Source organism: uncultured Parolsenella sp. (assembly GCF_958346945.1).
In the GTDB taxonomy this organism is placed as follows: Bacteria; Actinomycetota; Coriobacteriia; order Coriobacteriales; family Atopobiaceae; genus Parolsenella.
In genome coordinates this window covers 17,692-41,483 of the sequence record NZ_CATVTL010000012.1, presented here as the reverse complement: position 1 = coordinate 41,483, position 23,792 = coordinate 17,692, and the positions used below count along the sequence as shown (strand labels likewise).

The 23,792-nt window shown below is 66.2% G+C and carries 21 protein-coding genes and 1 other RNA gene; 2 read left to right on the top strand and 20 right to left on the bottom strand.

The window, feature by feature from the left end; all coding sequences use genetic code 11:
• Positions 1-53: 53 nt before the first annotated feature.
• The 3 genes from Q3866_RS06825 to groES all read right to left on the bottom strand — a co-directional run bounded on the left by Q3866_RS06825 (position 54) and on the right by groES (position 3,744).
• On the bottom strand, positions 54-1,334 hold the full coding sequence (locus tag Q3866_RS06825) for a 4Fe-4S binding protein (RefSeq protein ID WP_301830605.1): 1,281 nt from the start codon (positions 1,332-1,334) through the stop codon (positions 54-56).
• Positions 1,335-1,723: 389 nt separating this feature from the next.
• The gene (gene groL / locus Q3866_RS06820) at positions 1,724-3,364 is read right to left on the bottom strand and encodes a chaperonin GroEL (protein WP_301830603.1); all 1,641 of its coding nucleotides are present in this window, start codon (positions 3,362-3,364) and stop codon (positions 1,724-1,726) included.
• An 89-nt stretch (positions 3,365-3,453) separates the two neighbouring features.
• On the bottom strand, positions 3,454-3,744 hold the full coding sequence (gene groES / locus Q3866_RS06815; protein WP_293673406.1) for a co-chaperone GroES: 291 nt from the start codon (positions 3,742-3,744) through the stop codon (positions 3,454-3,456).
• Between the two features lie 483 nt (positions 3,745-4,227).
• Here groES and Q3866_RS06810 point away from each other — a divergent pair, with 483 nt between their 5' ends.
• Complete coding sequence (locus Q3866_RS06810; RefSeq protein WP_301830600.1) at positions 4,228-5,430, top strand: hypothetical protein; 1,203 nt, start codon at positions 4,228-4,230, stop codon at positions 5,428-5,430.
• The gene (locus Q3866_RS06805) at positions 5,427-6,125 is read left to right on the top strand and encodes an ATP-binding cassette domain-containing protein (protein ID WP_301830597.1); all 699 of its coding nucleotides are present in this window, start codon (positions 5,427-5,429) and stop codon (positions 6,123-6,125) included. The genes Q3866_RS06810 and Q3866_RS06805 overlap by 4 nt, the downstream gene beginning before the upstream one ends.
• On the opposite strand, the gene Q3866_RS06800 is transcribed toward Q3866_RS06805, so the two are convergent.
• From Q3866_RS06800 to Q3866_RS06720, 17 genes are all read right to left on the bottom strand, one after another.
• Positions 6,122-7,531, bottom strand: a complete 1,410-nt coding sequence (locus tag Q3866_RS06800; protein ID WP_301830596.1) for a helix-turn-helix transcriptional regulator — start codon at positions 7,529-7,531, stop codon at positions 6,122-6,124. The two genes, Q3866_RS06805 and Q3866_RS06800, sit on opposite strands and share 4 nt — an antisense overlap.
• Positions 7,532-7,540: 9 nt before the next feature.
• Positions 7,541-9,544 carry an NAD(+) synthase gene (locus tag Q3866_RS06795; RefSeq protein WP_301830593.1) on the bottom strand — a complete coding sequence of 668 codons (2,004 nt, stop codon included), beginning with the start codon at positions 9,542-9,544 and terminating at the stop codon, positions 7,541-7,543.
• Between the two features lie 43 nt (positions 9,545-9,587).
• Complete coding sequence (gene tsaD, locus Q3866_RS06790) at positions 9,588-11,990, bottom strand: tRNA (adenosine(37)-N6)-threonylcarbamoyltransferase complex transferase subunit TsaD (protein ID WP_301830591.1); 2,403 nt, start codon at positions 11,988-11,990, stop codon at positions 9,588-9,590.
• A 172-nt stretch (positions 11,991-12,162) separates the two neighbouring features.
• Positions 12,163-12,600 (bottom strand): DUF3783 domain-containing protein, encoded by a 438-nt coding sequence (locus Q3866_RS06785; protein WP_301830590.1) that lies wholly within the window; start codon positions 12,598-12,600, stop codon positions 12,163-12,165.
• Between the two features lie 3 nt (positions 12,601-12,603).
• On the bottom strand, positions 12,604-13,188 hold the full coding sequence (locus Q3866_RS06780; protein WP_301830588.1) for an NADH peroxidase: 585 nt from the start codon (positions 13,186-13,188) through the stop codon (positions 12,604-12,606).
• A gap of 79 nt (positions 13,189-13,267) precedes the next feature.
• On the bottom strand, positions 13,268-13,681 hold the full coding sequence (locus Q3866_RS06775) for a Fur family transcriptional regulator (protein WP_301830587.1): 414 nt from the start codon (positions 13,679-13,681) through the stop codon (positions 13,268-13,270).
• A gap of 84 nt (positions 13,682-13,765) precedes the next feature.
• Positions 13,766-14,293, bottom strand: a complete 528-nt coding sequence (tsaE, locus tag Q3866_RS06770) for a tRNA (adenosine(37)-N6)-threonylcarbamoyltransferase complex ATPase subunit type 1 TsaE (protein ID WP_301830586.1) — start codon at positions 14,291-14,293, stop codon at positions 13,766-13,768.
• Positions 14,290-14,919: a uracil-DNA glycosylase gene (locus Q3866_RS06765; protein WP_301830585.1), complete on the bottom strand. Its 630-nt coding sequence runs from the start codon at positions 14,917-14,919 to the stop codon at positions 14,290-14,292. The genes tsaE and Q3866_RS06765 overlap by 4 nt, the downstream gene beginning before the upstream one ends.
• 14 nt (positions 14,920-14,933) lie before the next feature.
• Positions 14,934-16,094: an alanine racemase gene (alr, locus tag Q3866_RS06760; protein WP_301830584.1), complete on the bottom strand. Its 1,161-nt coding sequence runs from the start codon at positions 16,092-16,094 to the stop codon at positions 14,934-14,936.
• A 60-nt stretch (positions 16,095-16,154) separates the two neighbouring features.
• Positions 16,155-17,789 carry an NAD(P)H-hydrate dehydratase gene (locus Q3866_RS06755; protein ID WP_301830583.1) on the bottom strand — a complete coding sequence of 545 codons (1,635 nt, stop codon included), beginning with the start codon at positions 17,787-17,789 and terminating at the stop codon, positions 16,155-16,157.
• Positions 17,790-17,796: 7 nt separating this feature from the next.
• Positions 17,797-18,288 carry a holo-ACP synthase gene (gene acpS / locus Q3866_RS06750; protein ID WP_301830582.1) on the bottom strand — a complete coding sequence of 164 codons (492 nt, stop codon included), beginning with the start codon at positions 18,286-18,288 and terminating at the stop codon, positions 17,797-17,799.
• 172 nt (positions 18,289-18,460) lie between these two features.
• A complete protein-coding gene (glmS, locus tag Q3866_RS06745; protein ID WP_301830581.1) occupies positions 18,461-20,305 on the bottom strand; it encodes a glutamine--fructose-6-phosphate transaminase (isomerizing) in 1,845 nt (614 codons plus the stop codon).
• A gap of 610 nt (positions 20,306-20,915) precedes the next feature.
• A complete protein-coding gene (gene rpsI, locus Q3866_RS06740) occupies positions 20,916-21,311 on the bottom strand; it encodes a 30S ribosomal protein S9 (protein ID WP_301830580.1) in 396 nt (131 codons plus the stop codon).
• A gap of 3 nt (positions 21,312-21,314) precedes the next feature.
• Positions 21,315-21,752: a 50S ribosomal protein L13 gene (gene rplM, locus Q3866_RS06735; RefSeq protein WP_293673392.1), complete on the bottom strand. Its 438-nt coding sequence runs from the start codon at positions 21,750-21,752 to the stop codon at positions 21,315-21,317.
• A gap of 168 nt (positions 21,753-21,920) precedes the next feature.
• Entirely contained in the window at positions 21,921-22,838 is a 918-nt protein-coding gene (locus tag Q3866_RS06730) for a patatin family protein (protein ID WP_301830579.1), read from the bottom strand.
• Between the two features lie 184 nt (positions 22,839-23,022).
• Positions 23,023-23,387, bottom strand: a transfer-messenger RNA (tmRNA) gene (ssrA, locus tag Q3866_RS06725).
• 83 nt (positions 23,388-23,470) lie between these two features.
• Positions 23,471-23,701: an acyl carrier protein gene (locus Q3866_RS06720; RefSeq protein ID WP_293673394.1), complete on the bottom strand. Its 231-nt coding sequence runs from the start codon at positions 23,699-23,701 to the stop codon at positions 23,471-23,473.
• Positions 23,702-23,792: the final 91 nt, after the last annotated feature.

Here is a 23,792-nt window from a genome sequence, read left to right as displayed (position 1 = left end):
CCAGCGGGGGCGCTGGCGCCATACGTTCAGCCCAACGAATCGGGCGGTTTTACCTAGTTGTCGTCGCCACCAAGGTCGAGTTTGTCGAGGAAGTCGAGGCCGCGCTTGAGCTGCTCCATGCCCTGCTTCTTGAGCTTCTCGACCTCGGCCTTCTGCTCGGCCTGGCGCTTCTTGCGCTCAACCTCCTCCTTGTCGGGGACAACGAGCTCGGCGGCGTCGTAGCTCTCGAACGTGAGAGCTTTCTCGCCGCAGGCGCGCAGGCACGCGCCGCACTCGTTGCAGTAGGAGGCCTCGACGGAGAAGATGCCGTTCTCGCTCAGCTCGCAGGCGTGCGTGGGGCAAATGTCGACACACTCGCCGCACGAGGTGCAGCGCTCGGAGTCGCACACCGGGCGCTGGGGCTTGAAGCGCACCGCATACTTGGGGTGACGCTGCAGCGTCGAGAGCAGCAGCTGCCTGCGCTGCGTGAGGATGCGACGCTTGCGTGCCGGAGCGGAGGCCGAGGCGCCCTCGATCGAGCGGGTGAGCGCGTTGATGCGGCGCGTGTTCTCGTCGAGCTTCTTGGTGATGGCGCGTGCGGCGGCAATGGCCGGGTTCACGGTGCCCAGAGCGTTCATGCCCTGTTTGCTGATGCTGTTGATGAACTCGCGGCGCTCGAACTCATGGTTCTTGGTGCGGTCGAGGGCCTTCTCGTCGATCTCGACGCCCATGCCCTTGCCCGCGAGCTCCTCCGCGGCGCCGATGTTCTCGGCCAGCGCGTCCTCGCCCGTCGTGTTGCGACAGCGGTCGCAGATGCCAAGCGGCAGGTAGACCGAGACGTTGGGGTAGTCGGCGAGAATGGCGTACCAGACCTCGGTGGGCACGCACCCCACGCAGGGCAGCACGACCTCGTTGCCCTCGGGCATGCGACCCAGCGCACGCGTGCAGGTGACATAGGCGTGCTCGAACGCCGTGGCGGCGCGAACGATGCGGTCGTAGAGCTTGCGCGGGGTAATCTGGAACGCGGTGAAGCTCTCGGACGGGCAGGCAGCCGAGCACAGGCCGCACCTGCGGCAGGTGTCGGCGATCTCGATGCCGCCCTCGGACATGTCGATGGCGTTGACCGGGCAGATGTCACGGCACAACGTGCACGCCTTCTCGCTTCCGGCCTTGCAGGCCACGCAGTTGTTGACGTTGGCGCGCGGGCGCTCCTTGTAGTCCGCCGGATTCCAGGTCTTGACCTCTTCGGGGTTGGCCGACAGCGCATTGGCAACGTCGGTCACGGGATTGGACAGCGCCCGCCAGTCGTTGCGTATGTCAATGAACTCGTCGAGCAGATCTCGCTTCTCGGCCATGTCTCTCCCTTTCGAGCAACGCCGCTCCCCGGCGGCATAACTGTCTAATCATACCCCGCCCAGAGAGCTCTCGGCATTGTGGAGCAAACATCCCGCAGCGCACAAAGTGCGCGAGGACGTTTGCGAACAATGCCGAGAGCTCGGGAGGCGGAGGCTTGAGTTCGACCCTCCAGCACGCCCGGGGATCCGTATCGTGCCGCCGAAGGCGAACAGCGGGCTCGCACGAACGCATTCCCCCACTCTAAAGACAAGCATCGACGGCGAAAACAGCAGAAGCCCCGGTCGGCGTTGCCAAGCAAACATTCCGCAGCGCGCGTAGCGCGCGAGGACGTTTGCGGGCAACGCCGATCCGGGGCTTCGTCATCTAACGACTGAGCCGGCGATCGGGCTTAGTACATTCCGCCACCCTGGCCGCCCTGGGCAGCCGCAGCGGAGATGGCCTCCTCGATCGTGGTGTCCTTGGGCTCGTCGGTAACCGTGGCCTCGGTGATGAGGATCAGGCTGGCGACGGAGGCGGCGTTCTGCAGGGTCACGCGGGAGACCTTGACCGGGTCGAGCACGCCCATCTCGATCATGTCGCCCCACTCGCCGTTGGCGGAGTTGAGGCCCTGACCGGCGGGCAGGCTCTTGATCTTCTCGACCACAACGGAGCCCTCGAAGCCAGCGTTCTCGGCGATCTTCTTGACCGGGGCGGTCAGCGCCTTGCGCACAATCTCGACGCCGATCTTCTCCTCGTCGGTGGCATCGACCTTGTCAAGCTCGGGCATAGCCTCGAGGAACGCGACGCCACCGCCGGCAACGATGCCCTCCTCGACGGCCGCACGGGTGGCCTGCAGGGCGTCCTCGATGCGGTGCTTGATCTCCTTGAGCTCGACCTCGGTGGCAGCGCCGACCTTGATGACGGCCACGCCGCCGGAGAGCTTGGCGAGACGCTCCTGGAGCTTCTCACGGTCGAAGTCGGAGTCGGTGTGCTCGAGCTCGCCCTTGATCTGGGCAACGCGCTCGTCGATGGCAGCCTTGGAGCCGGCGCCGGAGACGATGGTGGTGTTGTCCTTGGTGATCTTGACGGACTTGGCGCGGCCGAGCATCTCGGCGGTGGTGTCGGCGAGCTTGATGCCAAGCTCCTCCATGGCAACCTGGCCACCGGTGAGGACGGCGATGTCCTCGAGCATGCGCTTACGACGGTCACCGTAGCCAGGGGCCTTCACGGCAGCGATCTTCAGGGTGCCACGGAGCTTGTTGAGAATCAGCGTGGCGAGGGCCTCGCCCTCGACGTCCTCGGCGATGATGAGCAGCGAGGAGCCGGACTTCTGAACGGCCTCGAGGACAGGCAGGATGTCCTGGATGTTGGAGACCTTCTGGTCGGTCATGAGGATGTAGGGGTTCTCGAGCTCGGCGACCTGGGCGGAGTTGTCGGTCGCGAAGTACGGGGAGATGTAGCCCTTGTCGAACTGCATGCCCTCGACCGTGTCGACGGAGATGCCGAAGTTGGTCTTGTCCTCGTCAACGGTGATGACGCCGTCCTTGCCCACGACCTCCATGGCGTCGGAGATCTTCTGGCCAACCTGCGGGTCAGAGGCGGAGATGGTGCCGACGGAGGCAATCTGCTCCTTGGTGTCGACGGTCTTGGCGGAGGCCTTCATAGAAGCGACGACGGCGTTGACGGCCTTGTCGATGCCACGACGGATGGCCAGCGGGTCGGCGCCGGCGGCGACGTTGCGCAGGCCCTCGTTCACGATGACCTGGGCGAGCAGGGTCGCGGTGGTGGTGCCGTCACCCACGGTGTCGTTGGTCTTGGTGGCAACCTCCTTGACGAGCTGGGCGCCCATGTTCTCCACGTGGTCCTTCAGCTCGATCTCCTTGGCGACGGACACGCCGTCGTTGGTAATCGTGGGGGCGCCGTAGGAGCGCTCGAGGGCAACGTAGCGACCCTTGGGGCCCATGGTGGCGGTGACGGCATCGGCCAGGGTGTTGACGCCCTTGGCGAGCTTGGCACGAGCGTCCGTGCCGAACATGATGTTCTTAGCCATTGGTGGCTTCCTTTCTAGCAGCCGCGCTGGGCCGAGTCTCGCTTTGCGCGGCGATCAATCAGATGCAAGCGGGATGGACCCGCACGGAGCTAGTCCTCGATGACGGCGTAAATGTCGTCGGCGCGAAGCAGCAGGTAGTCCTCGCCGTCGACCTTGACCTCGTTGCCACCGAACTTGCCGTAGTAGACCTGGTCGCCAACCTTGACGTCCATGGCGACGCGCTCGCCCTTGTCGTTGAACTTGCCAGCGCCAACGGCGATGACCTCGCCGCGCTGCGGCTTCTCCTGGGCGCCACTGGAGATGTACAGACCGGTCGAGGTCTTCTCCTCCTTGGGGGCGGGCTTAACGAGAACGCGGTCTCCAAGCGGCTTCAGAGTCATATCCAAGAACCTCCTTCTTGAGCGCTGGCGGGTTGCGTTGACGCCAGTCGCTGGCGCGGCGGCGTGCCGCGCGCTAGTTACCAACGCTAGAAATGGTACCCAGCACTTCTCGATATAACAACGAGAAATGAAAAAATCTTCTTTGATCGCGCTTAGATTTTGTGAGTGCAACCGAACGGCACAATCTCAGCGCCACGGCGCAGGGAATTTGCGCCGCCGAGAAGAGCCGTCGCCCTCGGACGCTCGTGAGCCGCGCACCCACATTTACGTGCCCAGCCAACGAGCACCCACATATACGCGCTAGACGCCCTCCTAGCACGTATATGTGGGTGCTGAACGACTCTTGGCGCGTACAAATGGGTTCGAGAAGAAACGCGAGGTCAAAGGCTTGTAGACGCCCTGCTTCACAACTTCATATGCTCCGTCTACAGACATCAGATCACAAATAGTGGATGCTGCACTCACCCGGAGAAGGGAGAGAAGATGCACCAGCCCGCCAAAGCGACGCTCGACATCGCGGCGTCCAAGATGAGAAGCCCGCTCGCCGCACTCGCGCGCTCGACGCTCAGGGTATGCCTCTGGGACAGGCCAACGCTCGCCGTTCTTGTCCTCGTTCAGATTTTGCTCCTGCTTCCCGCGCTCATGGGATACCCCACCTTGTCAGACCAGGCAATCGGTCAGGAACAGGCACGCCAGACGCGCGAAATCCTGTCGACAAGCACGGCCAACGGCGTCTACGACTCCGCACCGGCAGACCTCAAGGACATCAACGCCCGCGAGCTCACTGTCCTTGGGGAGGCTGCGTCCACACCCTATCCAAGCAGGGACTTCTTCGACGCCTACGCACGCTACTACGACATTGAGCTCGAAAGCGTCAAGGCGGGCTACAGCGAGCCAGATCCAAGCCTCTACGCCCGCTCCGAGCTCATCCACCGGCTGGCGCAACTCGAGAGCCCCGAGGTCTACGACACTGCGGCCGAGATGTCCGCCACCTACTACCTCGCCTTTGTTCTGGGCCTTATGCCCGGTATCGTGCCGCTGCTTCCCATTGCCCTGCTTGCGGGCGCGTCACAACGCCGTCTCGCCACAAGATCGCTTGAGCAAGCGACACCGATTCATCGAGCCAAGAAGCGCACGACGGCCCTTGGCGTGGCACTCGCCCTTGCCCTGGCCGCGCTCGCCCTGGAGCTTGCACCCGCCACATTGCTCGCCTTGGTGAGGAACGGGCTTGGGAACCTCGCCTATCCCGTCGTGCAGATTGTCGACGGAAACGTCACGAGCACCACCGTGGGGGAGGTTCTCGCAAAGGACATGGCGCTCATCATGGGGGCAGCCCTCGTAACCACCGCGCTCGCCGCCACGGCGGAGGCCATCCTGCCGCGTTGTGGCCTTGGGCTCTCCCTGGCCCTACTCGTTGCGCCGCTCCTTCCCCTGTATGCCTCGCGGGAGACGGAATGGCAGAAGATTGCGCGCCACCTTCCCAGCTCGTACCTCTCGTGTGGAAGCGTCGTGGGCATGCCGGTCTATGCCAACGGGCTCGACATCCGCGTCATCTCGGGCACGACGTGGGAGCTGGGTTGCGCCACGCTCTTGGCATTTGCGGCGGCGCTGGTTCTCGCGGCTCTTCTCGTTGACTCGTTACAAGAAAGATCCCGCTCAGGGCGGCTGCAGAGGAGGTTCTCGTGACCACGTTCCTTGACCTCTCCGTTCGCCGAGGAAATAGCCTAGTAATCGATAACGCGCGCATCGACATCCCCTCGGGAACCGTCACGGGGCTTGTCGCGCCCAACGGCAGCGGCAAGACAACGCTGCTCGAATCGATTTGGGAACCCTGGGACGAGCGCGTAAGCTGCACGATTGGCCCCAGCATCAACGGAGGCGCACCCACCGCAGCCGATTGGAGGCAAGGCGTCTTCTACCTGCCCTCCCCCGGCATTCTCAGCGCGCGAGCCACTGTGCGTCAAAACATCGAGTTCGCCAGGGATTGTTGGAGGTCCCAGGTAGACGTCGGCAAATTCGCTTCGCGCCTGGGCATCGAGGCGTTCCTCGACCTACCCGTTCGCAAGTGCTCGCAGGGAATGGCCCAGCTCGCCGCCATAGCCACGGCCATGGCAACCGGAGCGAAACTGTTGCTTCTCGACGAGCCCATGAGCGCGCTCGACCCCACCAACGTGGGCGTCGTCACGAGGGCCATGCGCTCGTACGTGCGAGGCGGACGCTCCATCGTCATGTCCACCCACAACCTTGCGAACGTCGACCAGTCCTGCGACGGCGTTGCCTTCATCGTTCACGGCAAGATCGAGTGCCACGACCATCCACGAAACCATCCCGGCTCCTGCGCCACCCGTTATCGCGAGCTTTATGAGGCGGACCGAATCTAACTCGCAAGGTCCTTGAGGATCTCGGCAAGCTCGGTGCGGGAATGAATGCCCAGCTTTCGATAGGCTCCACGGCGGGCGGAGTTGACGGCACCTCTCGAGAGGTTGAGCCTCGAGGCGATTTCCGGGCTCGCCAAACCCTGCAGCACCAGGCGCGCAACATCCACCTCGGTAGGATTGAGGCCCTTGCTCACGAGATACGCAGAGAATCTGCGGATGCCCTGGCCTCCATCGGCTTCCTCCGCAGGCGTAGCGAAATGGTCGGACGCGCTTCGCAGCGCAAGCACACACGAGGTCACCCCGACGAGGCAGAGCGCACCCGCAACGACTCCCGTTAGCACGGCAAGCAGCATCGCGCCCTCATTGTTGCTCGCCAAGGCGAGCAAGGCGGGCAGCCGGGGCAACAACCCGGACGCATAGCCCCCGACGCATACGCCCAGGCCAAATGCAACGAACAGGCCAGAGAACGAATCGAGGCGCTCGCCGCCCCTCTCGCCCACCATCACAAACAGGGCAAGCAGCGCTGCAGCCAGAGAAACCAAAGGCACAAGACCCGCCAGAAAGCCCACGAAGGCGCAGGCCCCGAATTCGAACCAGACGAGCGGTACCCGCTCGTCCCAGCCAGCGCCACGGAGCAGAGAACAGAGACTCAAGGAGATGCCGAGAACCATAGTTTCCGAGACGGCGTCAGCCCACGTCTTCTGTGTTCGGGAAAACGCCACGAGCACCGCACCGATTAGCACGGCGAGCAAAAGGGACACCGCGACGCCCAATGAAGCCGGCTTCAATCCGCAAGTACCGAGATCGGACGCCCCGCCCGCACGGAGCTCGTCAAGCGACCCGACGCCAAGCTTATCCAGTGCTCGCGCCTGCAGGTTCCTCACCGTCGAGGCGCTCACGCCCATCTTCCCGGCGGCCTCCGAGGAAGAGAGCCCGTCCAAGCGTAGGTGCAACGCCTCCGACTCTCGCGGAGAGAGGACGCCCGTCAGCGACGAGGCCGGCTCGCCGCCATCGCCCTTCGCTGCGCCAAGACGATGCGAACGGCAGGAAACAGCGAGCAAGGAACCCGCGAGCGCCAGGAGCAAGGCCGGAACAGCCACACCCCACGACCAGCTAAGAACCACCCACCACGACAACGCAAGATAGATTGCCGTCGCGGCAAGTCCAGCACATGCAACCAGGCGCTCGCGACACCCGCCGCCGCCCTTTGCGGCGGCAACGGACACGCCGAACAGCCCCGCCAGAGACACGACAGGTAGCAGCGAGGAAAGCGCCAGAGAAAGCCCATCACTCGCAAAGGGCGCCGGCAGAGCAAGCACCTGTGGAGTGCCCAGAATCAGGGAAACCCCCAGAAGCGGTAGGGCTTCCCTCCAACCGCCGCCGAGACCCACCCGCTGGGAACCCTCCATGCGCCGCCACTACCCCAGCTCGTCGAGCTCGCGAATCCAGAGGTTCACGCAGGCGTCGGACGGCATGCGCAGGTCGCCCCTGGGGCTCACCGCGACACTGCCCACCTTGGGACCATCGGGCAGGCAGCTGCGCTTGAACTGCTGCGAGAAGAAGCGCCAGTAGAACTTGCGCAGCCACTTGAGGATCGTCTCGGCATCATAGGTCCCAACCGCGGCATCGTCGGCATCGGCACCGCTCGCGTAGCGGCCACCAAACGCTTCGAGCGCCAGGCGATAGACCTTGCGCGGGCCAAACCCGCAGCGAAGCACCTGGTAGAGGAAGAAGTCGTGCAGCTCGTACGGCCCCACGAGGTCCTCGGTCTTCTGGGAGATCTTGCCGTCGCCGGTCGCAGGCAGAAGCTCGGGGCTCACGGGCGTATCGAGCACGTCGAGCAGCACATCTGCAAGCGCGTCGTTGCCCTGCTCGCGCGCGTCGTCTGCCACGTAGCGCACGAGGTGGCGCACGAGCGTCTTGGGCACGCCGGCGTTGACGCCGTACATGCTCATGTGATCGGCGTTGTAGGTGGCCCAGCCAAGCGCCAGCTCGGAGAGGTCGCCCGTGCCAACCACGAGGCCACCCTCGCGGTTGGCCACATCCATGAGGATCTGCGTGCGCTCGCGGGCCTGCGCGTTCTCGTAGGTCACGGAGTGGTCCGCCTCGTCATGGCCGATGTCGGCGAAGTGCTGGCGCACGGCCGCGGCAATGCCAATCTCGCGCAGCTCGCAGCCGAGCGCCTCGCTCATGGCGCGGGCGTTGTCATGCGTGCGGTCCGTGGTGCCAAAGCCCGGCATCGTGATGGCAAGGATGCCGGAGCGCTCGAGCCCCAGCAGGTCAAAGGCACGCGCGCAGACGAGCAGCGCCAGCGTCGAGTCGAGGCCGCCCGACACGCCAATGACGGCGCGCTTGGAGTGCGTGTGGGCCAGGCGCTTTGCCAGACCGTGCGCCTGGATCGAGAAGATCGACTCGCAGCGCTCCGCCCTGCGGGCAGGGTCGGCCGGCACGAACGGATGCGGGTCGACGAAGCGACCATCCAGCGACTCATCGACGACGTCGAGGTCAAAGAGGGTGGTCACGAACCCCGCGGCCGCTGGGTCGACCTCGAAGGTCGACATGCGCATGCGGTCGCGAGCAAGAAGGCCCAGGTCAACCACCGAGACGGCGCCGCGAACGCCGCCCGCCTCGCCCGCCGCAACGAGCGCAGCGTCATCGAGCGGCTTGGCCTCGGCCACCACGCGGCCGTTCTCGGCCACCAGGCAGTGGCCGCCATAGACAACGTCCTGGGTCGATTCGCCCCAGCCAGCACTTGCGTAGGCATAGGCGCAAACGAGACGCGCGCTCGTGGAGCTCACAAGACCGCGGCGATAGTCGGCCTTGCCTACGAGCTCGTTGGACGCGCTGAGGTTGCAGACGAGCGTGGCGCCGGCAAGCGCCGCCGCAGTGCTGGGCGGGCTGGGAACCCACAGGTCCTCGCAGATCTCTGCGGCAACGACCAGGCCCGGCACGCTCTCGCACTCAAAGAGCTGCTCGGCGCCAAACGGCACCTCGTCGTAGCCGGCAAAGCGCACGAGCGTCACGTCGCGCGGCCCGCGCGAGAAGCGCCTGCCCTCGTAGAACTCGCCGTAGGTGGGAATGTTGAGCTTGGGAACGAGGCCCAGCAGCTCGCCATGGCAGAGGGCAGCGGCGCAGTTGTAGAGCTTGGCGGCCACGCGAACGGGTACGCCCACGAGCACGAGTGCGTCGAGGTCCGCCGTGGAGGCGGCGAGCATCGCCAGGCCCCGCTCGGCAGCCGCGAGAAGGGAGTCCTGCCAGAAGAGGTCCTCGCAGGTGTAGCCCGTGATGGCAAGCTCGGGCAGCACGATGACGCTCGCGTCCGTCGCGTGCGCCGCGGCCGAGCACGCCTCGACGTTGTAGTCGACGTCGGCCACGCGAACCGTCGGCGTCAGCGCCGCCACCTGCACGAATCCGTCTCTCATTGGCTCTCCTTAGCAGCGAGGTCGAGGGCTGCTCGCCCTTGGTTTACAGGCTCATGTTGGGGTCGGCGTCCATGCGCAGGGTGGCGAACTCGCCCAGGTCGTACTTGCGCTTGGCCACGAGGGCAATCATCGCCGCGTTGTCGGTACAGGCCGTGAGGGGCGGCACCGTGACGCGCACGCCCATGCGACCAAACTTGCGCTTGTACGCCTCACGCAGCTGCGGGTTTGCCGCAACGCCGCCACCCACGCAGAAGTCGCTCACGCCCGTGCGCTCGACGGCCTCGGCAGCCTTGGCAACCTGCACATCGATGACGGCGGCCTCGAAGCTCGCTGCGAGGTCGGGCAGGTTGATGGGCCTGCCGGCGCGGCTCTCGTTGTTGATGTAGGTGATGACGCTCGTCTTGAGGCCCGACAGCGAGAAGCTGTAGTCGCCGCTGTGCATCATCGCGCGCGGGAAGTGAATGGCCTTGCGGTTGCCCTTCTCGGCCAGGCGCGAGATGACGGGGCCGCCGGGGTATCCCAGCCCCAGGGCCTTGGCGACCTTGTCGAAGGCCTCACCCACGGCATCGTCGATCGTCTCGCCCAGCACCTCGTAGCTGCCCCAGTCCCTCACGTGCACGAGCATCGTGTGGCCGCCCGAGACGAGGCTCGCCACGAAGGGCGGCCTGAGGTCGGGGGTCTCGAACAGGTTGGCAAAGAGGTGTCCTTCGAGGTGGTCGACGCCAATAAGCGGCAGGTCGGCGGCACCGGCGAGGCCCTTGGCAAACGCGATGCCCACCACAAGGGCGCCCACCAGGCCCGGACCCTGAGTCACGCCCACGGCCGCAAGGTCTGCCGGCACGAGCGTGCCTGTGCCAAAGTGCGCGCCGGCCTGCGCCATGGTCTCCTCGTAGACGCCCACCAGGGCCTCCACGTGCTTGCGGCTGGCGATCTCGGGGACCACGCCGCCAAAGCGGGCGTGGAAGTCAATCGAGGTGGCAACGACGCTCGAGACGATGGCGCCCAAGCCGTCGATGATGGCCATGGCCGTCTCGTCGCAGCTGCTCTCGATGGCAAGGACAAGCGGGGCGGCTGCGGCGATGGCGGAGGCCACGTCGTCGCCGCGCTTCTCGGCCACGATAGGCCAGGGGCGAAGCGAGGCGTGCGGGTCTGGGGTGTCGTGGCGGCTCGGCGTCACGAGCGGCAGCTCCGCCTGCATGATGAGGGCGTCGTGGCCCTGGCCATAGTAGTTGGGGCGGCGGCCGCACTCGACGTAGCCGAGCTTGGCATAGAGTGCCTGAGCTGCTGAGTTATCGGCCTCGACCTCGAGCACCGAGGTGGCGGCACCCAGCATCTGGCCGTCGTAGGTCACGCGCGCGAGCAGCCTCGCCGCGATTCCCTCGCGACGGCGCGACTCGACGACGGCAACGTTGGAGATCTGGACCTCGGAGCCCGCGACGACGGCGCCAGCATACCCCACGATGGTGCCCTCGTCGTGGGCGACCCACCAGATGTGGCCCGGCTCGGCAAGGTCGTCCGAGAAGAGCCGCTCGCTCCAGGGCGTGTGGTTGGAGGGGGCAAAGACCTCGGCCTCGAGCGCCGCCACGGCAACCGGGTCGTTGACGTTCATGGGGCGAAGCTGGAGGTGACGGTCTGCCAGGGCATCGTCGCAGCCCGTGGTGGCAACGGTCGCCGGTTCGGCGAGGCCCAGACGCTTGGCCTCGTTCTCCTCGGCGTCGGAGAGGCGGGTGTAGACGGGCAGCACCAGTGCCGGGTCTCCCGAGTCGACGGCGGCGTCGGACTTGCCAAACGCCACGCCGCTCGCTGCGGCGGCGCGCAACAGGCCCTCGCCCGTGGGGTGCCAGGCACCCTCGTCGACGAAGCGCGAGAAGCCCGCAGCCTCGAACTGGGCACGGTACTTCTTGAGGCCGTCGCCCGTGAGCCAGATCTGGTCATGGTCGGTGCGCTGCGCCCACGCCTCGACGGCAGCGGGCGTCTTCACCACGGACTCGACCTCGAACAGGCGCACGGGGCCGGCCTCCCCCACCTGGTAGAGGCCGGGGTAGACCTCGCGGCGCATGGCGTCCGCCACCACGCCCACCAGGCCGCGGACGCCCGCCGACCAGGCAGTCCAGGCAACGGCGTCGAGCGTGGAGGTGCCATAGAGCGGGCACTCGAGGCCGCAGGCGAGGCCCTTGGCCGTGGCGATGCCAATGCGCACGCCCGTAAACGAGCCGGGACCGCGGCCGGCAAGCACCGCGTCGACGTCGCCGCGGGCAAGGCCCGCCCGCTCGAGAACGTTGGCGCAGGTATCCACCAGCTCCTCATTGGCATGGCGGCGGCACAGGTGGTCGCCCGTCGCGAGCACCTCGACGCCTTGCTCGTCCATGTGCCCAACGGCGCAGGCGAGCATGTCCGTCGAGGTGTCGACGGCAAGGATGGTCTTGGCGGCTTTGGCTTCGCTCATGGGTGAGAACCTCTCTTGCACTTGGTTAACCCATCCAGTTTAGCCGTCTGCCCGAGAGCATGGCGGCGCGAGGGCACACGCCCGTACCGCAAAGCGCGCCGGCAAGAGAGTGTGCATTCACGCCACGCGGCGCCACGCTTACGGCAACGCGCGGCCGTCGCGACGCCGCCGCCTACTCCTGCCGCTCGCCGCCGGTCATGGCCTCGTGCTCGCCGGCCACGGCGCAGATGAGCCGGCCCAGCGACCAGTTCTTGTTGGCCGGCGTGAGCAGGGCCTTGGCCCCCACGGTGCAGCCCGCCTCGCGGCTCTTGGCAATGAGCCCGTTGACCTGCTCATTCGAGAAGCCACACAGCAACATGAACTCGCAGGTGGGGACCGGCCCGTCATAGGCGGGGCCCGCCACGCCCGCGCCCGCGCGCGCAACGAGGCCCGCGGGCATGCCCAGCTGATTGGGCGTGGCGACCCTCATGGACGCACCGACCTCGCGCAGCACCGCCGCCACCTGCGCGCCCTTGCCGCAAGAGGGGTCAAGCCCCCAGAGCACCGCATATGCGGGCCTTGAGGGCTTGACCTTCTTGCCAGGCTTCTTCTTTGAAGTCTTGGCACCCATAATCTAGAACAGGCGGTCGAGAAGACCCTTGAGGGCCTTGCCGTGACGAGCCTCGTCGCGAGCCATCTCGTGGACGGTGTCGTGGATGGCGTCCAGGCCGTTCTTCTTGGCGCAGACAGCCAGCTCGGTCTTGCCCTGCGTGGCGCCAAACTCGCAGTCGACGCGCCAGGCGAGGTTCTCCTTGGTGGAGGCCTTCATATTGGGCTCGAGCTCGGAGCCGAGGAGCTCGGCGAACTTGGAGGCGTGCTCGGCCTCCTCGTAGGCGGCCTTCTCCCAGTACAGGCCAACCTCGGGGTAGCCCTCGCGGTGGGCGATGCGGGCCATGCAGAGGTACATGCCAACCTCGGAGCACTCGCCGTTGAAGTTGGCCTTCAGCTGCTCGAGGATGTACTGCTTGTCCTCGTCGGAGATGTTGGGGTTGTCCTTGACCGTCTTGTCATAGACGCCGTACTCGTGCTCGGCGGCAAGCTCGAGCTCGCCCTCGACCTTCTTGAACTGGCTGGCCGGAGCGTGGCAGACCGGGCACTCCGCAGGAGGCTCGGCGCCCTCGTAGATGTAACCGCAAACCTTGCAGACCCACTTGTCCATAACGGACCTCCTTCTTTGGGGACGGCTCCCAAACCGTCCTCGTCCTCTCCAACCGGCGGCGCTTTTGCCGCCGAGACGCCTATGCGCCCTTTTTCTGCTCGAGGGCCTCACGAGCCCTCTGGCAAGCGGGGCAGATCCCGTCGAACTGCAGCGTGTGACCCGTAATGACGTAATCAGTTCCCGCCGCAGCGGTGCGCTCGATGTTCTCGAGCACGGGCACCTCGACATCGTCGACCTTGCCGCACTTCGTGCAGCGCACGTGGTAGTGGGCGTGCGTCTGGTGGTCGAAGTGATCCGCGCCGTTGTTGATCTTGACGCGCAGGACCTCGCCTTCATCCGCAAGTCTACCCAGTGTGCGGTAGACCGTAGCCTTGCTGATGGTGGGGTGCTTCTCGTGAACGGACGCAAAGACCTCGTCTGCCGTGGGGTGATTGGCCATGGAGCGCAACTCACCTGCGATGAGCTCCCGCTGAATGGTCTGCCTGGCTGGCATGGCGATTCCTTTCCGTCCGTCCCCGCTTGCTGTCTAAGACTATAAGCTTATTGAGAACTATTAGCAATAGGAATTTTCTACTATTTAGTTATCCTTGGCAAACACCTGAAAGGCGGCCACAAGTGGTTCGTCCGCGAGCGCGTCGATGACCTGCTCGCCACGAGCGTCGTGGGCAACGAGGCGAACGCTGCGCTCGGGCTCTTCGCCGGGGGCGGCCTGCTCCTCGAGGCGCGTCACGAAGACGTCGAGCCGCTCGTCGCCAATCTCGTCAGCGAACTGCTCGCCCCACTCGATGACGCAGGGGCCATCGCCGCCCAGCACGTCCCACAGGCCGGCGTCACCCAGCTCGTCGGCGTCATGCAGGCGGTAAAGGTCGAAGTGGTAGAGGGGCATCTGCGTGCCCTCGTGCACGGCCTCCAGCGCAAACGTGGGGCTCGTGACCTCGCCCTCGACGCCCATGGCGCGGGCGATGCCCTTGGTGAGCTGAGTCTTTCCAGCGCCCAGGTCTCCCGTGAGCACCAGCACGTCGCCCGCCTCGAGCAGCCTGCCCAGGCGCTCGCCAATCTTCCTCGTCTGCTCGGTCGAGACCGAGCGAAGCGTCAGCTCCCTCACCTTGCCCCCTCCTCGCCCGCGGCGGACGCGGGGTTGGCGGCAAGCCAGGCCCCTACGCGCGCCAGGTCCTCCTCGAGCAGCGGCTGCCAGTCCTCGTGGTAGAGGCATGCGGCCGGGTGGAAGGTGGGCGCCACCACGAAGTGTCCCTGCTGGTAGAGCTTGCCGCGCAGACTCATGACGCCCTTGTCGGTCTTGAGGACCCACTGCGAGGCGAAGTTGCCCAGGCACACGATGACGTCGGGCCACACGGAGCGGATCTGCTCGCGCAGGAAGGGCGAGCAGGCCTCGATCTCCCCGGGCTTGGGATTGCGGTTTCCGGGCGGACGGCACTTCACCACGTTGGCGATGTAGACTTCGTCTCGGGTAAGGCCGGCCACCGAGAGCAGCGCGTCGAGCTTGTGGCCCGCAGCCCCCACGAACGGCTCGCCCTTGAGGTCCTCGTTTCTGCCCGGCCCCTCGCCCACGAACATGACGCGGGCATGTGGGTTGCCCACGCCAAAGACGATGTGCGAGCGGGTCTGCCCCAACTCGCAGCGCTTGCAGTCTCCCAGCAGGTTCTCGATCTCCTCGAGCATGACCTCGCCAGGCTTCTGCCCCTCGTGACCGGGGATCTGCATGACTGACATGCGTTCCTCCTCGTCTAGACGTAGACCTTCTCGAGACGCGCGCCAAAGTTGCACGTGACCTCGTAGTTGATCGTATCCCTGATGTCGGCGAGCTCGTCGGCCGTGATGCACTGGTCGCCATCGGAGCCCATGATGGTCACGAGGTCGCCGTAGCTCACCTCGTCCATGGGGTGCGACGCGCTGCGCGGGTCGACGTTGACGGCGAACATGCACTGGTCCATGCAGATGTGGCCCACCTGGCGGCAGCGTCTGCCGTGCACCAGCACGTCCATCTTGTCGGACAGGGCACGCGACAGGCCGTCGGCATAGCCCACCGGGATCGTGGCGATCTGGGTGTTCTGCCTGCCCACCGAGTAGGTCTGGCCGTAGCTCACGCCCGTGCCCACGGCTGGGTAGACCACGCGCGTAACGCGGGCGCGCACGCTCATGACCGGCTCGAGCGAGATGTGCGGGCGCGTGGAGTCGGCCGGCTGCATGCCGTAAAGGCCCACGCCCACGCGGCACATGTCAAGGTGGGTCTCGGGGTAGAGGATCGTGGCGGGCGTGTTGTCGCAGTGCACGAGACCGCAGTCGATGCCGGCGCCACGCATCGCGGCCACCGCCTCAGAGAAGCGACGATACTGCAGCGCGTAGGTCCAGTCGCCGGGGATGTCGGCCGTGGCGAAGTGCGTAAAGGTTCCCGCGCAGGCAAGACCGCGGTGGAAGTCGATGCCGCGACGGAACTCCACGGCCTCGCGCCAGTCGACGCCAATGCGCGTCATGCCCGTCTCGAGGGCCAGGTGGTACTTGCCCACCCTGTCGAAGGCCGCGGCGCACTCGCCATAGGCCAGGGCAAACTCCTGGGTGTAGACGCTGGGCATCAGGTCGTTCTCGACGAGCGTCTGCACGCACTCCATGGGCGGCTCGCTCAGGATGAGGATGGGCCAGGTGATGCCCGCGCGGCGCAGCTCGAGGCCCTCGGCCACCGTGGCCACGGCAAACTGGTCGGCACCAGCGGCGTGCATGACCTTGGCGCACTCGACGGCGCCGTGGCCGTAGGCGTCGGCCTTCACGACGGCCATCATACGCACGCCCGGCTCGAGCAGGCCCTTGAACGCGCGTGTGTTGCGGCGCAGGGCCGCCTTGTTGATCTCGACCCACGACCATCGCGTGTCCGGACACCTGTGCTGAGCCATGGGATTGCCCCCTGAGTTGGTGCCGGCCGCAGGATTGGCCCGCTGCGGCCGGCTTCGTTGCTAGTTCTGAGCGTCGTCGCCCTGCTCGGCGCCGTCATCGGCGCCACTAAAGGCAGCGCGGTCCTCGACCGCATCGACGGCAAGGCCCACGCAGTCGATTATATCGGCGGCCATGACGCCCCTCGTGCCGTAGCGCTCCTGGGCGATCGAGGCGGCGTAGCCATGGACCTCGCAGGCAAAGGCCGCGAGGGTCGGCAGGCCCTGGGTCTCGACGCCACGGGCGAGAAGGCCCGCCATGATGCCGGCGAGCACGTCGCCGGAGCCGGCCGTGGCAAGGCAGGCGGGGCCCGGCTTGGGCAGCAGGGCAATCTCGACGCCCACGCAGGCAGTCGCCGTGCCCTTGGCGACGACGACGAGCTCACTGCCGCCCTCGGCCCACACGATGCGGCGCGAGGCCTCGAGAGCGCTCGTAAGCGTGATGGGGGCGGAGTCGGTGAGGCCCACGAGCCTTCCCAGCTCGCGGCGGTGCGGGGTGAGGACGAGCGGAGCCTTGCGGCGCAGCAGCTCGGGGAACTCGTCGAGGCGGTTGCTCGTGAGGCGGGCGAGGCTGTTGAGGCCGTCGGCGTCGATGACGAGCGGGGCCTCAGTCTCGATGAGGGTCGAGACGACGCCCACCGTGCCGCTCGTCACGCACATGCCGGGGCCCACGAGCACGGCGGAGCGGCGGGCGGCGAGCTCGGCCACCTGGGCGCGCGCGGCGTTGGAGAAGGTGCCGTCGGCATCTGCCGGCAGGCCCACGACGGGAATCTCGAGCAGGTGCGCGCGGCAGAGATTGGCGATGGGCTCGGGCACGGCAAGCGTCACGTAGCCGGCGCCGGCGCGGGCCGCGGCCTTGGCGGCCATGATCGCGGCTCCCGGGAAGCGCGTGGAGCCGCCCACGACGAGCACGCTGCCGCGCGTGTACTTGTCGACCACGCAGGTGGGAGGCACGAGGACATCGAGGTAGTCGGGCGTCTCGCAGCGCCAGGCTACGGGGTCGGCCTCATAGACGAGCTTGGCGGTCTGCTCGGCCAGGGGCGCCACGACAATGGAGCCGCAGACGTCGCGGCCGTCGTCGCTCAGCAGGCCCGGCTTGAGGGCGAGCATCGTGATCGTGACGTCGGCCACCACCACGGCGCCGGGCGCGCGGCCCGTCTGGGCGGAGAGGCCGCTCGGAACGTCAACGGACACCACGCGGGCGCCAGACGAGTTGAGGGCGTCGATCCAGATGGAGAAGGGCGCAACGGGGGCATCGTGGAAGCCGGTGCCCAGCATCGCGTCGAGCACGGCGTCGCAGCCGCCGAGCAGAACGTCGAGCTCGTCGCGCGGGGGGCCGGCGACGTAGACGACGCCCGCCTCGACGGCGGCCTTCGCCACCATGCGGGCAAGGTCGCTGCGGAGCTGATCGGGCTCGCAGGGCGTCACGACGCGCACGTCGACGCCCGCGGCCTTGAGCTGCTCGGCGGCGACCCAGCCGTCTCCGCCGTTGTTGCCAAATCCGGTAAGCACCACGGCGCGCGAGACGTCGCCCAGGCGCAGGACCTCCTGCGCGGCAGCGGCACCGGCGCGGTGCATGAGCTCAGAGATGCTAACGCCGGCGTCGGCCAGACGGGTCTCGACGGCGCGGACGTCCTCGATATTCAGTACAGGCTGCATGCCCAACTCACTTTCCGTCCGTGACGCGCTCGAGCTCATCGATGACGGAGCGCGCCTCCCTGAATGATTCTGCAAGCTCGCGACGGGGGTCGCGGGCGGTCTCGGCCTTGGGGGCCGTCTGCGCGGTGGTGGCTACGGCGTTGGCCACGGCCATCTCGCGCGTGAACGACAGGGAGATGGCAACCGACAACACGCCCTTCTCGCGCGCGACCTCGGCCGCGCGGCCACGAAGCTCGACCTGCGGCCTTCCCGACGCATCGGCCGCGACGCTCACGTCGTCGAAGCGAATGCCTGGGCCAAAGCCGCAGCCCAGGGCCTTAAGCGTGGCCTCGCGCGCGGCAAAGCGGCAGGCGTAGTGGGCCGCGGGGCGCGCGGCCGACTCGCAGTAGGCGCGTTCCTCGTCCGTGAAGACACGGCGGGCAAACCGCGGCGTGCGCTCGAGGATGCGCTCCATGCGCGCAATCTCGACTATGTCGACGCCAACGCCAGCCAGTGCCATGTCTCCCCCATCCTCGGTATCTCTCCTAGTCTAGCGCGATGGCGGCCCGCTTCGAGCGCGAGCCGCCATCGAGAGGTTCATATGTGTCGCCGGCGTGCGAGAGACGCTGGCGATGCGCACGGGTACGCGGGGCGAGCACGCGTCGCCGGGAACGACGCCTTGCAGCCAGTCCCTATTCCACCGTCACCGACTTGGCGAGGTTCCTCGGCTTATCGACGTCGCAGCCGCGGGCCAGCGCCACGTAGCGGGCGAGCATCTGCAGGTGCAGCACCGCCACGATGGGCACGATGTTGTCGGGGCACTCCGGGATCCACATCACGCGGCTGGCAACGGCCGCCACGTCCTCGTCGCCATCGGTGGCAACGGCCACGCAGGTGGCGCCGCGGGCGATGGCCTCCTGGATGTTCGAGAACATCTTGTCGCGCACGTTGTCGCGCGGGCAGATGGCCACCACGGGGAAGCCCGGCTCGAGCAGGGCGATGGGACCGTGCTTCATCTCGCCCGCGGGGTAGGCCTCGGCATGCAGGTAGCTGACCTCCTTGAGCTTGAGCGCGCCCTCGGAGGCGGTGGCGGAGTTGGCGGCTCGGCCAATGAACAGCGCGGACGACGCGTGCTCGAAGTCGTGGGCCGCGGCCTTGGCCTGCCAGCTGCGGTCGAGCACCGTGCGCATGAGGTCGGGTACGTGGCGCAGCTCACGGAACTTGCGGCCCACCTCGCCCGTCGCCATGCTTCCGTTCTTCTGGGCCAGCAGCAGCGCCAGAATCGAGGCGGCCACCATCTGGGCGGTGTAGGCCTTGGTCGAGGCCACGCAGACCTCGGGGCCGGCCTTGATGTAGAGCACGCCATCGCTCTCGCGCGCAGCCGTGGAGCCCAGCACGTTGGTGATTGCGAACACGTTGGCGCCAGCGGCGCGCATCTTACGGGCGGCGGCGAGGGTGTCGGCCGTCTCGCCGGACTGGGTGATAATCACGCAGAGGGTGTGGTCGGTCACGAGCACGTCCTCGTAAATGAACTCGCTCGCGGCCACGGCCACGACGGGGATGCGCGCCCACCTCTCGATGAGGCGGCGTGCGAGCAGGCCCACGTGCAGGCTCGTGCCACAGGCAACGACGTAGACGCGGTCGATCTGGGCGATCTGTTCGTCGGAGAGGGTGAGCTCGTCGAGAAGCACGCGGCCATCGGCGAAGCGACCCTCGAGGAGGCGCTCGATGGCAGCCGGCTGCTCAGCGATCTCCTTGGCCATGAAGTCGTCGTAGCCGCCTAGGGTCGCCGCCGAGGCGTCCCAGTCGATGTCGAGGGAGTCGGGCTCGGCCACGGCGTCGCCCTGCTCGTCATAGACGGCGACCTCGCCACTCGGCAGCATGCGGGCAAGCTGCCCGTCATCGAGCTGCAGCACGTGGGAGGTGACGCCCGCGAGCGCGGTGATGTCGCTTGCGGCGTAGGCGCCGCCCTCGGTCGAGGCGAGCACGAGGGGCGAGCCCTTACGAGCGCAGGCGAGCACGCCCGGTTCGTCGGCACTCATGGCGACAATGGCCCACGTGCCCTCGAGCCTGCGGGTGGCGAGGCGCAGCGCCTCGAGCAGGTTGCCCGACGCGGCGCCGCTCATGGTCTCCTCGACGAGGTGCGCCACGACCTCGGAGTCGGTCTCGCTCCTGAAGGTGTGGCCGCGGGCCTGCAGCTCCTCGCGCAGGGCGCGGTAGTTCTCGATGATTCCGTTGTGGACGATGGCGATGCGACCGTCGCAGCTCTCGTGGGGGTGGGCGTTTCGGTCGGTGGGCGCGTCGTGCGTGGCCCAGCGCGTGTGGGCGATGCCGCAGGTGGAGCGCAGGTCCTCGGTCTTGCAGCGGTCGGCCAGAGCCGAGACGCGCCCGGCACACTTGACCCCGCGAAGCCTGCCCGAGGCGTCGAGAATCTCGACGCCCGCCGAGTCATAGCCGCGGTACTCAAGCGTCTTGAGGCCCTCGATAAGGAAGGGCGCCGCCTGCGAGCTGCCCGTGTAGCCAACGATTCCGCACATATGGTCTCCCCCGTTCGTGAGGCGCATCCGGTTATGCGCCCGCGTGAAGGTGCATGGGTACCAACCCTAGACCCCTAGCTGCACATTGGGGACATGAGACGAAATCTAGGTGAACTTATACAACTCATCTCGACAAAACCGCAGGTATAGCTTCCTCACTTGTTATAGCAACCATCAAATCTATAGAGAGTGACGTTGATGGTTACTTTCCGTTGGCCCTCGCTCGCCCGCAATGACAAGCCAAAGCAAAGCATGCCTATCTAACGCTCCGGCAATCTACCACCCCTGAACTAGCACCCACTTTTACGCCCCGCTCCCCAAACACCCATTTCTACGCCCGCGCTCTCCAAGCACCCACTTTTACGCGTCAGACAGCCATCTAGCACGTAGGAATGGGCGCGCGGTGAGATTCAACGCGTAAATTCGGGTTCTGGCGATTTCGCCATCCAAGACGCTGGTCAAAACGCGAGTCGCAGCAAGAACACGCGCCGCAACAAGAAACGCGCGCCGCAACAAATAGACACGTGCCGCAACAAAAAGACCCGCCGGCAAAACCGACGGGTCTCGAAAATGCGATGCAAGGGGCAAGCCCAGGCAACTCCAAGAAGACTTAGCGCTTGGAGAACTGCGGGCGCTTGCGGGCCTTCTTCAGGCCGTACTTCTTGCGCTCGACGGCACGGGCGTCGCGGGTGAGGAAGCCAGCCTTCTTGAGGTCGGCGCGGTAGTCGCCAGCCTCGAGGAGGGCGCGGGCGATGCCGAGGCGCAGGGCGCCGGACTGACCGGAGATGCCGCCGCCGTCGCACAGGGCGATGACGTCGAAGTGCTCAACGGTGTCGGTAACCTTGAAGGGCGCGCAGGCGTCGTCGACGAGCTGCTGGCGGCCGAAGTAGTTCAGCGCGTCGCGGCCGTTGACGGTGACCTTGCCGGTGCCGGGGACGAGACGGACTCGGGCGACAGCCTCCTTGCGGCGGCCGGTGCCATAGTAGACAGCGGTGTTCTCAGCCATCGGTTAGGCCCTCCAATCAATCTGAACGGGGTTCTGGGCCGCGTGCGGGTGCTCGGGGCCAGCGTAGACCTTGAGCTTGGTGAACTGCTGACGGCCAAGGGTGCTCTTGGGGAGCATGCCCTTGACGGCGTGCTCGATGACGCGCTCGGGGTGCTTCTCCATGGCCTCCTTGAAGCTCTCGAACTTCATGCCGCCCAGCCAACCGCTGTAGCGCCAGTAGCGCTTGTGGTCGGCCTTAACGCCGGTAAGCTGGACCTTATCAGCGTTGATGATGACGACGAAGTCACCCGTGTCGGTGTTGGGGGTGTACTGCGGCTTGTTCTTGCCGCGAAGGATCATAGCGGCCTTCGTGGCGAGGCGGCCGAGCGTGGCGCCCTCAGCGTCGATGAGGACCCAATTGCGGGTAACCTCGCCGGGCTTGGCGTACTGAGTCGACTTCATTTGACTCCTCCGTGTGCTTACGTGTTGCTCTGTACTTTTACGAGATTACGGGGCTCAGCAAAAGTAGCTTTCCAAGTGTAGCGCGCACGCAGGAAAGTTCAAGGAAAACGCTTGGGTTTTTGGCCTCGTCTGCTCAAAAGCAGCACAAGTTCGCGGCGGCTTGCGCGCCTACGCCCCCAGGGAGCGAATCGCGTCGAGCGTGGCCAGCGCCTGGCGCCTGCCATCGAGGTACAGACGCAGCAGCCCCTCGCCGTCCGAGCCCGAGGTGCTGCCCACCGCGACGGGCTCGCTCGGGGCCACCACGACGATGCGCCCCCGCTCCTCGAGGTCCCAGATGTGCTGACGCTGCTCGTTGTAGCGCGCGGCGCGCGTGCGCATCGCCTCGAGGTAGTAGGGATAGCCCGCATAGCGACGGTCAGCCAGGCGCTGCAGCTCGTAGGCGCCCTTCTTCTCGTAGCCGCGGTCCTGGGTGAGCACCACCACCGCGGTGTCGGCCCCCTCCTCGAGCGCGTGCTCAATGGGCACGGAGTCCGTGGTGCCGCCGTCGAGGAACAGGCCCTCCTCAAGCTCCACCGTGCGTGTGATGACGGGGAGCGAGGCAGACGCCCTCACCTTGTCGATGTCCTCGGGCAGGCTCTTGATCTCGAGATAGGTGGGCGTGCCAAAGGCCAGGCTCGACGCCACGACCATGTAGCGGCTCCTACGCTGGGCAAACGCGTCGTAGTCAAAGGGGTCGATGTCGTCTTGCACCGTGTGGTACATGAACTCGGAGCCCGTCATGTCTCCCGTCTTGGCGAGCGACCACAGGCTGATGAATCGCGGGTCGTCTCGAAAGGCGAGGCTCTGGCGCAGATAGCGGCCCTGCTGGTGCGAGAGGTAGCTTGCGGCGTTGATGGCTCCGGCCGAGACGCCCCAGACGTTGTCAAAGCCAAAGACGCCCTTCTCCTGCAGCACGTCGAGCACGCCCGCGGTGAACACGCCGCGCATGCCGCCGCCCTCGAGCACCAGGTCAACGCCCGTGCGGGGCGCGCCCATTGCGTTGAGCGTCTCGGCGCCCCTGCCCCTGCCAAAGATTCCCAGCGCCATGCGCCCTCCCTCTTCCAGCCCCGTCGGGCACCCTTCATTGCATCTCTTATACCCCATTGGCTTACATAATCCGGCACGCCGCCGCCAGACGGTGAAGAAGCGCCCTCCCCCAAGCTGCCATATCAGGCTATTCTCGGCATAAAAAAGCCCTGCCCACACGAATGCGAGCAGGGCGAAGCGTACATGGTGGAGGCGCGGAGGATCGAACTCCGGTCCAGAACAGTCCCCTGGCAGGTGTCTCCAAGCTCAGTCACCGATTAAGTCTCGGACGCGTCACACTCCGTGACCCGCGCTCGGCGTCCCAGCCGGTTCGGTCTTAGCGCGCGGCATACCAGCCACGTCCGCGCGCGCATCTCCCTAAGATGACGTCTCCACGGGAACAGGAGAAATCCCCGCTTCGACGGCCGCTAATTAATTAAGCAGCGAGGGCGTAAGAGCCCTGGAAAGAGTTGTCGTCAATTCAATTTGACGGTACCCCTGTTTAACGTGGCGAGGAGACCACGGCTTGCTGCCCACCTCAGGACCACCCTGTCGAAACCAGTCGCCCCCACGGGTGTGGATGGGGACAAGGCCACCATGCGAGCTTTCAAGGAACGGATGCGGCCAAGCCGCATAGGGCATTCTACCCCGAACTACTGCAGTTCGTCGATGAGGTCGACAAAGTCGCCAATGGTCTGAGGAGTGGAGTCTGGGTCAAACTCGACGCCAAACTCGTCCTCGCAGGCCATAATCGCCTCGACGACGGCCAGGCTATCCAGGCCAAGGTCGGCAAGGGTGGTCTCGGGAGTGAACTCGACGTTCTCAAGGCCGTCCTGCTCCTGCAGCACCTTGACGACGCGGTCGTACGTAGATTCCTCGGCCATGGTGGCCTCCCTTCATAGCGCCCAACGCGCGGGCTCGTTCTCGTCGCGCCTTACTATACCCATCCAGTCCCCCGCAGGGGACTTCGTCGTC

Excerpts from the sequence above, each read along its gene's own strand:
- Q3866_RS06755 (WP_301830583.1), bottom strand. The coding sequence starts at position 17,789 with ATGCAGCCTGTACTGAATATCGAGGACGTCCGCGCCGTCGAGACCCGT.
- Q3866_RS06810 (WP_301830600.1), top strand. The coding sequence starts at position 4,228 with ATGCACCAGCCCGCCAAAGCGACGCTCGACATCGCGGCGTCCAAGATG.
- Q3866_RS06795 (WP_301830593.1), bottom strand. The coding sequence starts at position 9,544 with ATGAGAGACGGATTCGTGCAGGTGGCGGCGCTGACGCCGACGGTTCGC.
- Q3866_RS06785 (WP_301830590.1), bottom strand. The coding sequence starts at position 12,600 with ATGGGTGCCAAGACTTCAAAGAAGAAGCCTGGCAAGAAGGTCAAGCCC.
- rplM (WP_293673392.1), bottom strand. The coding sequence starts at position 21,752 with ATGAAGTCGACTCAGTACGCCAAGCCCGGCGAGGTTACCCGCAATTGG.
- alr (WP_301830584.1), bottom strand. The coding sequence starts at position 16,094 with ATGGCTCAGCACAGGTGTCCGGACACGCGATGGTCGTGGGTCGAGATC.
- tsaD (WP_301830591.1), bottom strand. The coding sequence starts at position 11,990 with ATGAGCGAAGCCAAAGCCGCCAAGACCATCCTTGCCGTCGACACCTCG.
- Q3866_RS06720 (WP_293673394.1), bottom strand. The coding sequence starts at position 23,701 with ATGGCCGAGGAATCTACGTACGACCGCGTCGTCAAGGTGCTGCAGGAG.
- Q3866_RS06730 (WP_301830579.1), bottom strand. The coding sequence starts at position 22,838 with ATGGCGCTGGGAATCTTTGGCAGGGGCAGGGGCGCCGAGACGCTCAAC.
- Q3866_RS06780 (WP_301830588.1), bottom strand. The coding sequence starts at position 13,188 with ATGGACAAGTGGGTCTGCAAGGTTTGCGGTTACATCTACGAGGGCGCC.
- Q3866_RS06765 (WP_301830585.1), bottom strand. The coding sequence starts at position 14,919 with ATGTCAGTCATGCAGATCCCCGGTCACGAGGGGCAGAAGCCTGGCGAG.
- rpsI (WP_301830580.1), bottom strand. The coding sequence starts at position 21,311 with ATGGCTGAGAACACCGCTGTCTACTATGGCACCGGCCGCCGCAAGGAG.
- groL (WP_301830603.1), bottom strand. The coding sequence starts at position 3,364 with ATGGCTAAGAACATCATGTTCGGCACGGACGCTCGTGCCAAGCTCGCC.
- Q3866_RS06800 (WP_301830596.1), bottom strand. The coding sequence starts at position 7,531 with ATGGAGGGTTCCCAGCGGGTGGGTCTCGGCGGCGGTTGGAGGGAAGCC.
- Q3866_RS06775 (WP_301830587.1), bottom strand. The coding sequence starts at position 13,681 with ATGCCAGCCAGGCAGACCATTCAGCGGGAGCTCATCGCAGGTGAGTTG.
- glmS (WP_301830581.1), bottom strand. The coding sequence starts at position 20,305 with ATGTGCGGAATCGTTGGCTACACGGGCAGCTCGCAGGCGGCGCCCTTC.
- groES (WP_293673406.1), bottom strand. The coding sequence starts at position 3,744 with ATGACTCTGAAGCCGCTTGGAGACCGCGTTCTCGTTAAGCCCGCCCCC.
- Q3866_RS06825 (WP_301830605.1), bottom strand. The coding sequence starts at position 1,334 with ATGGCCGAGAAGCGAGATCTGCTCGACGAGTTCATTGACATACGCAAC.
- acpS (WP_301830582.1), bottom strand. The coding sequence starts at position 18,288 with ATGGCACTGGCTGGCGTTGGCGTCGACATAGTCGAGATTGCGCGCATG.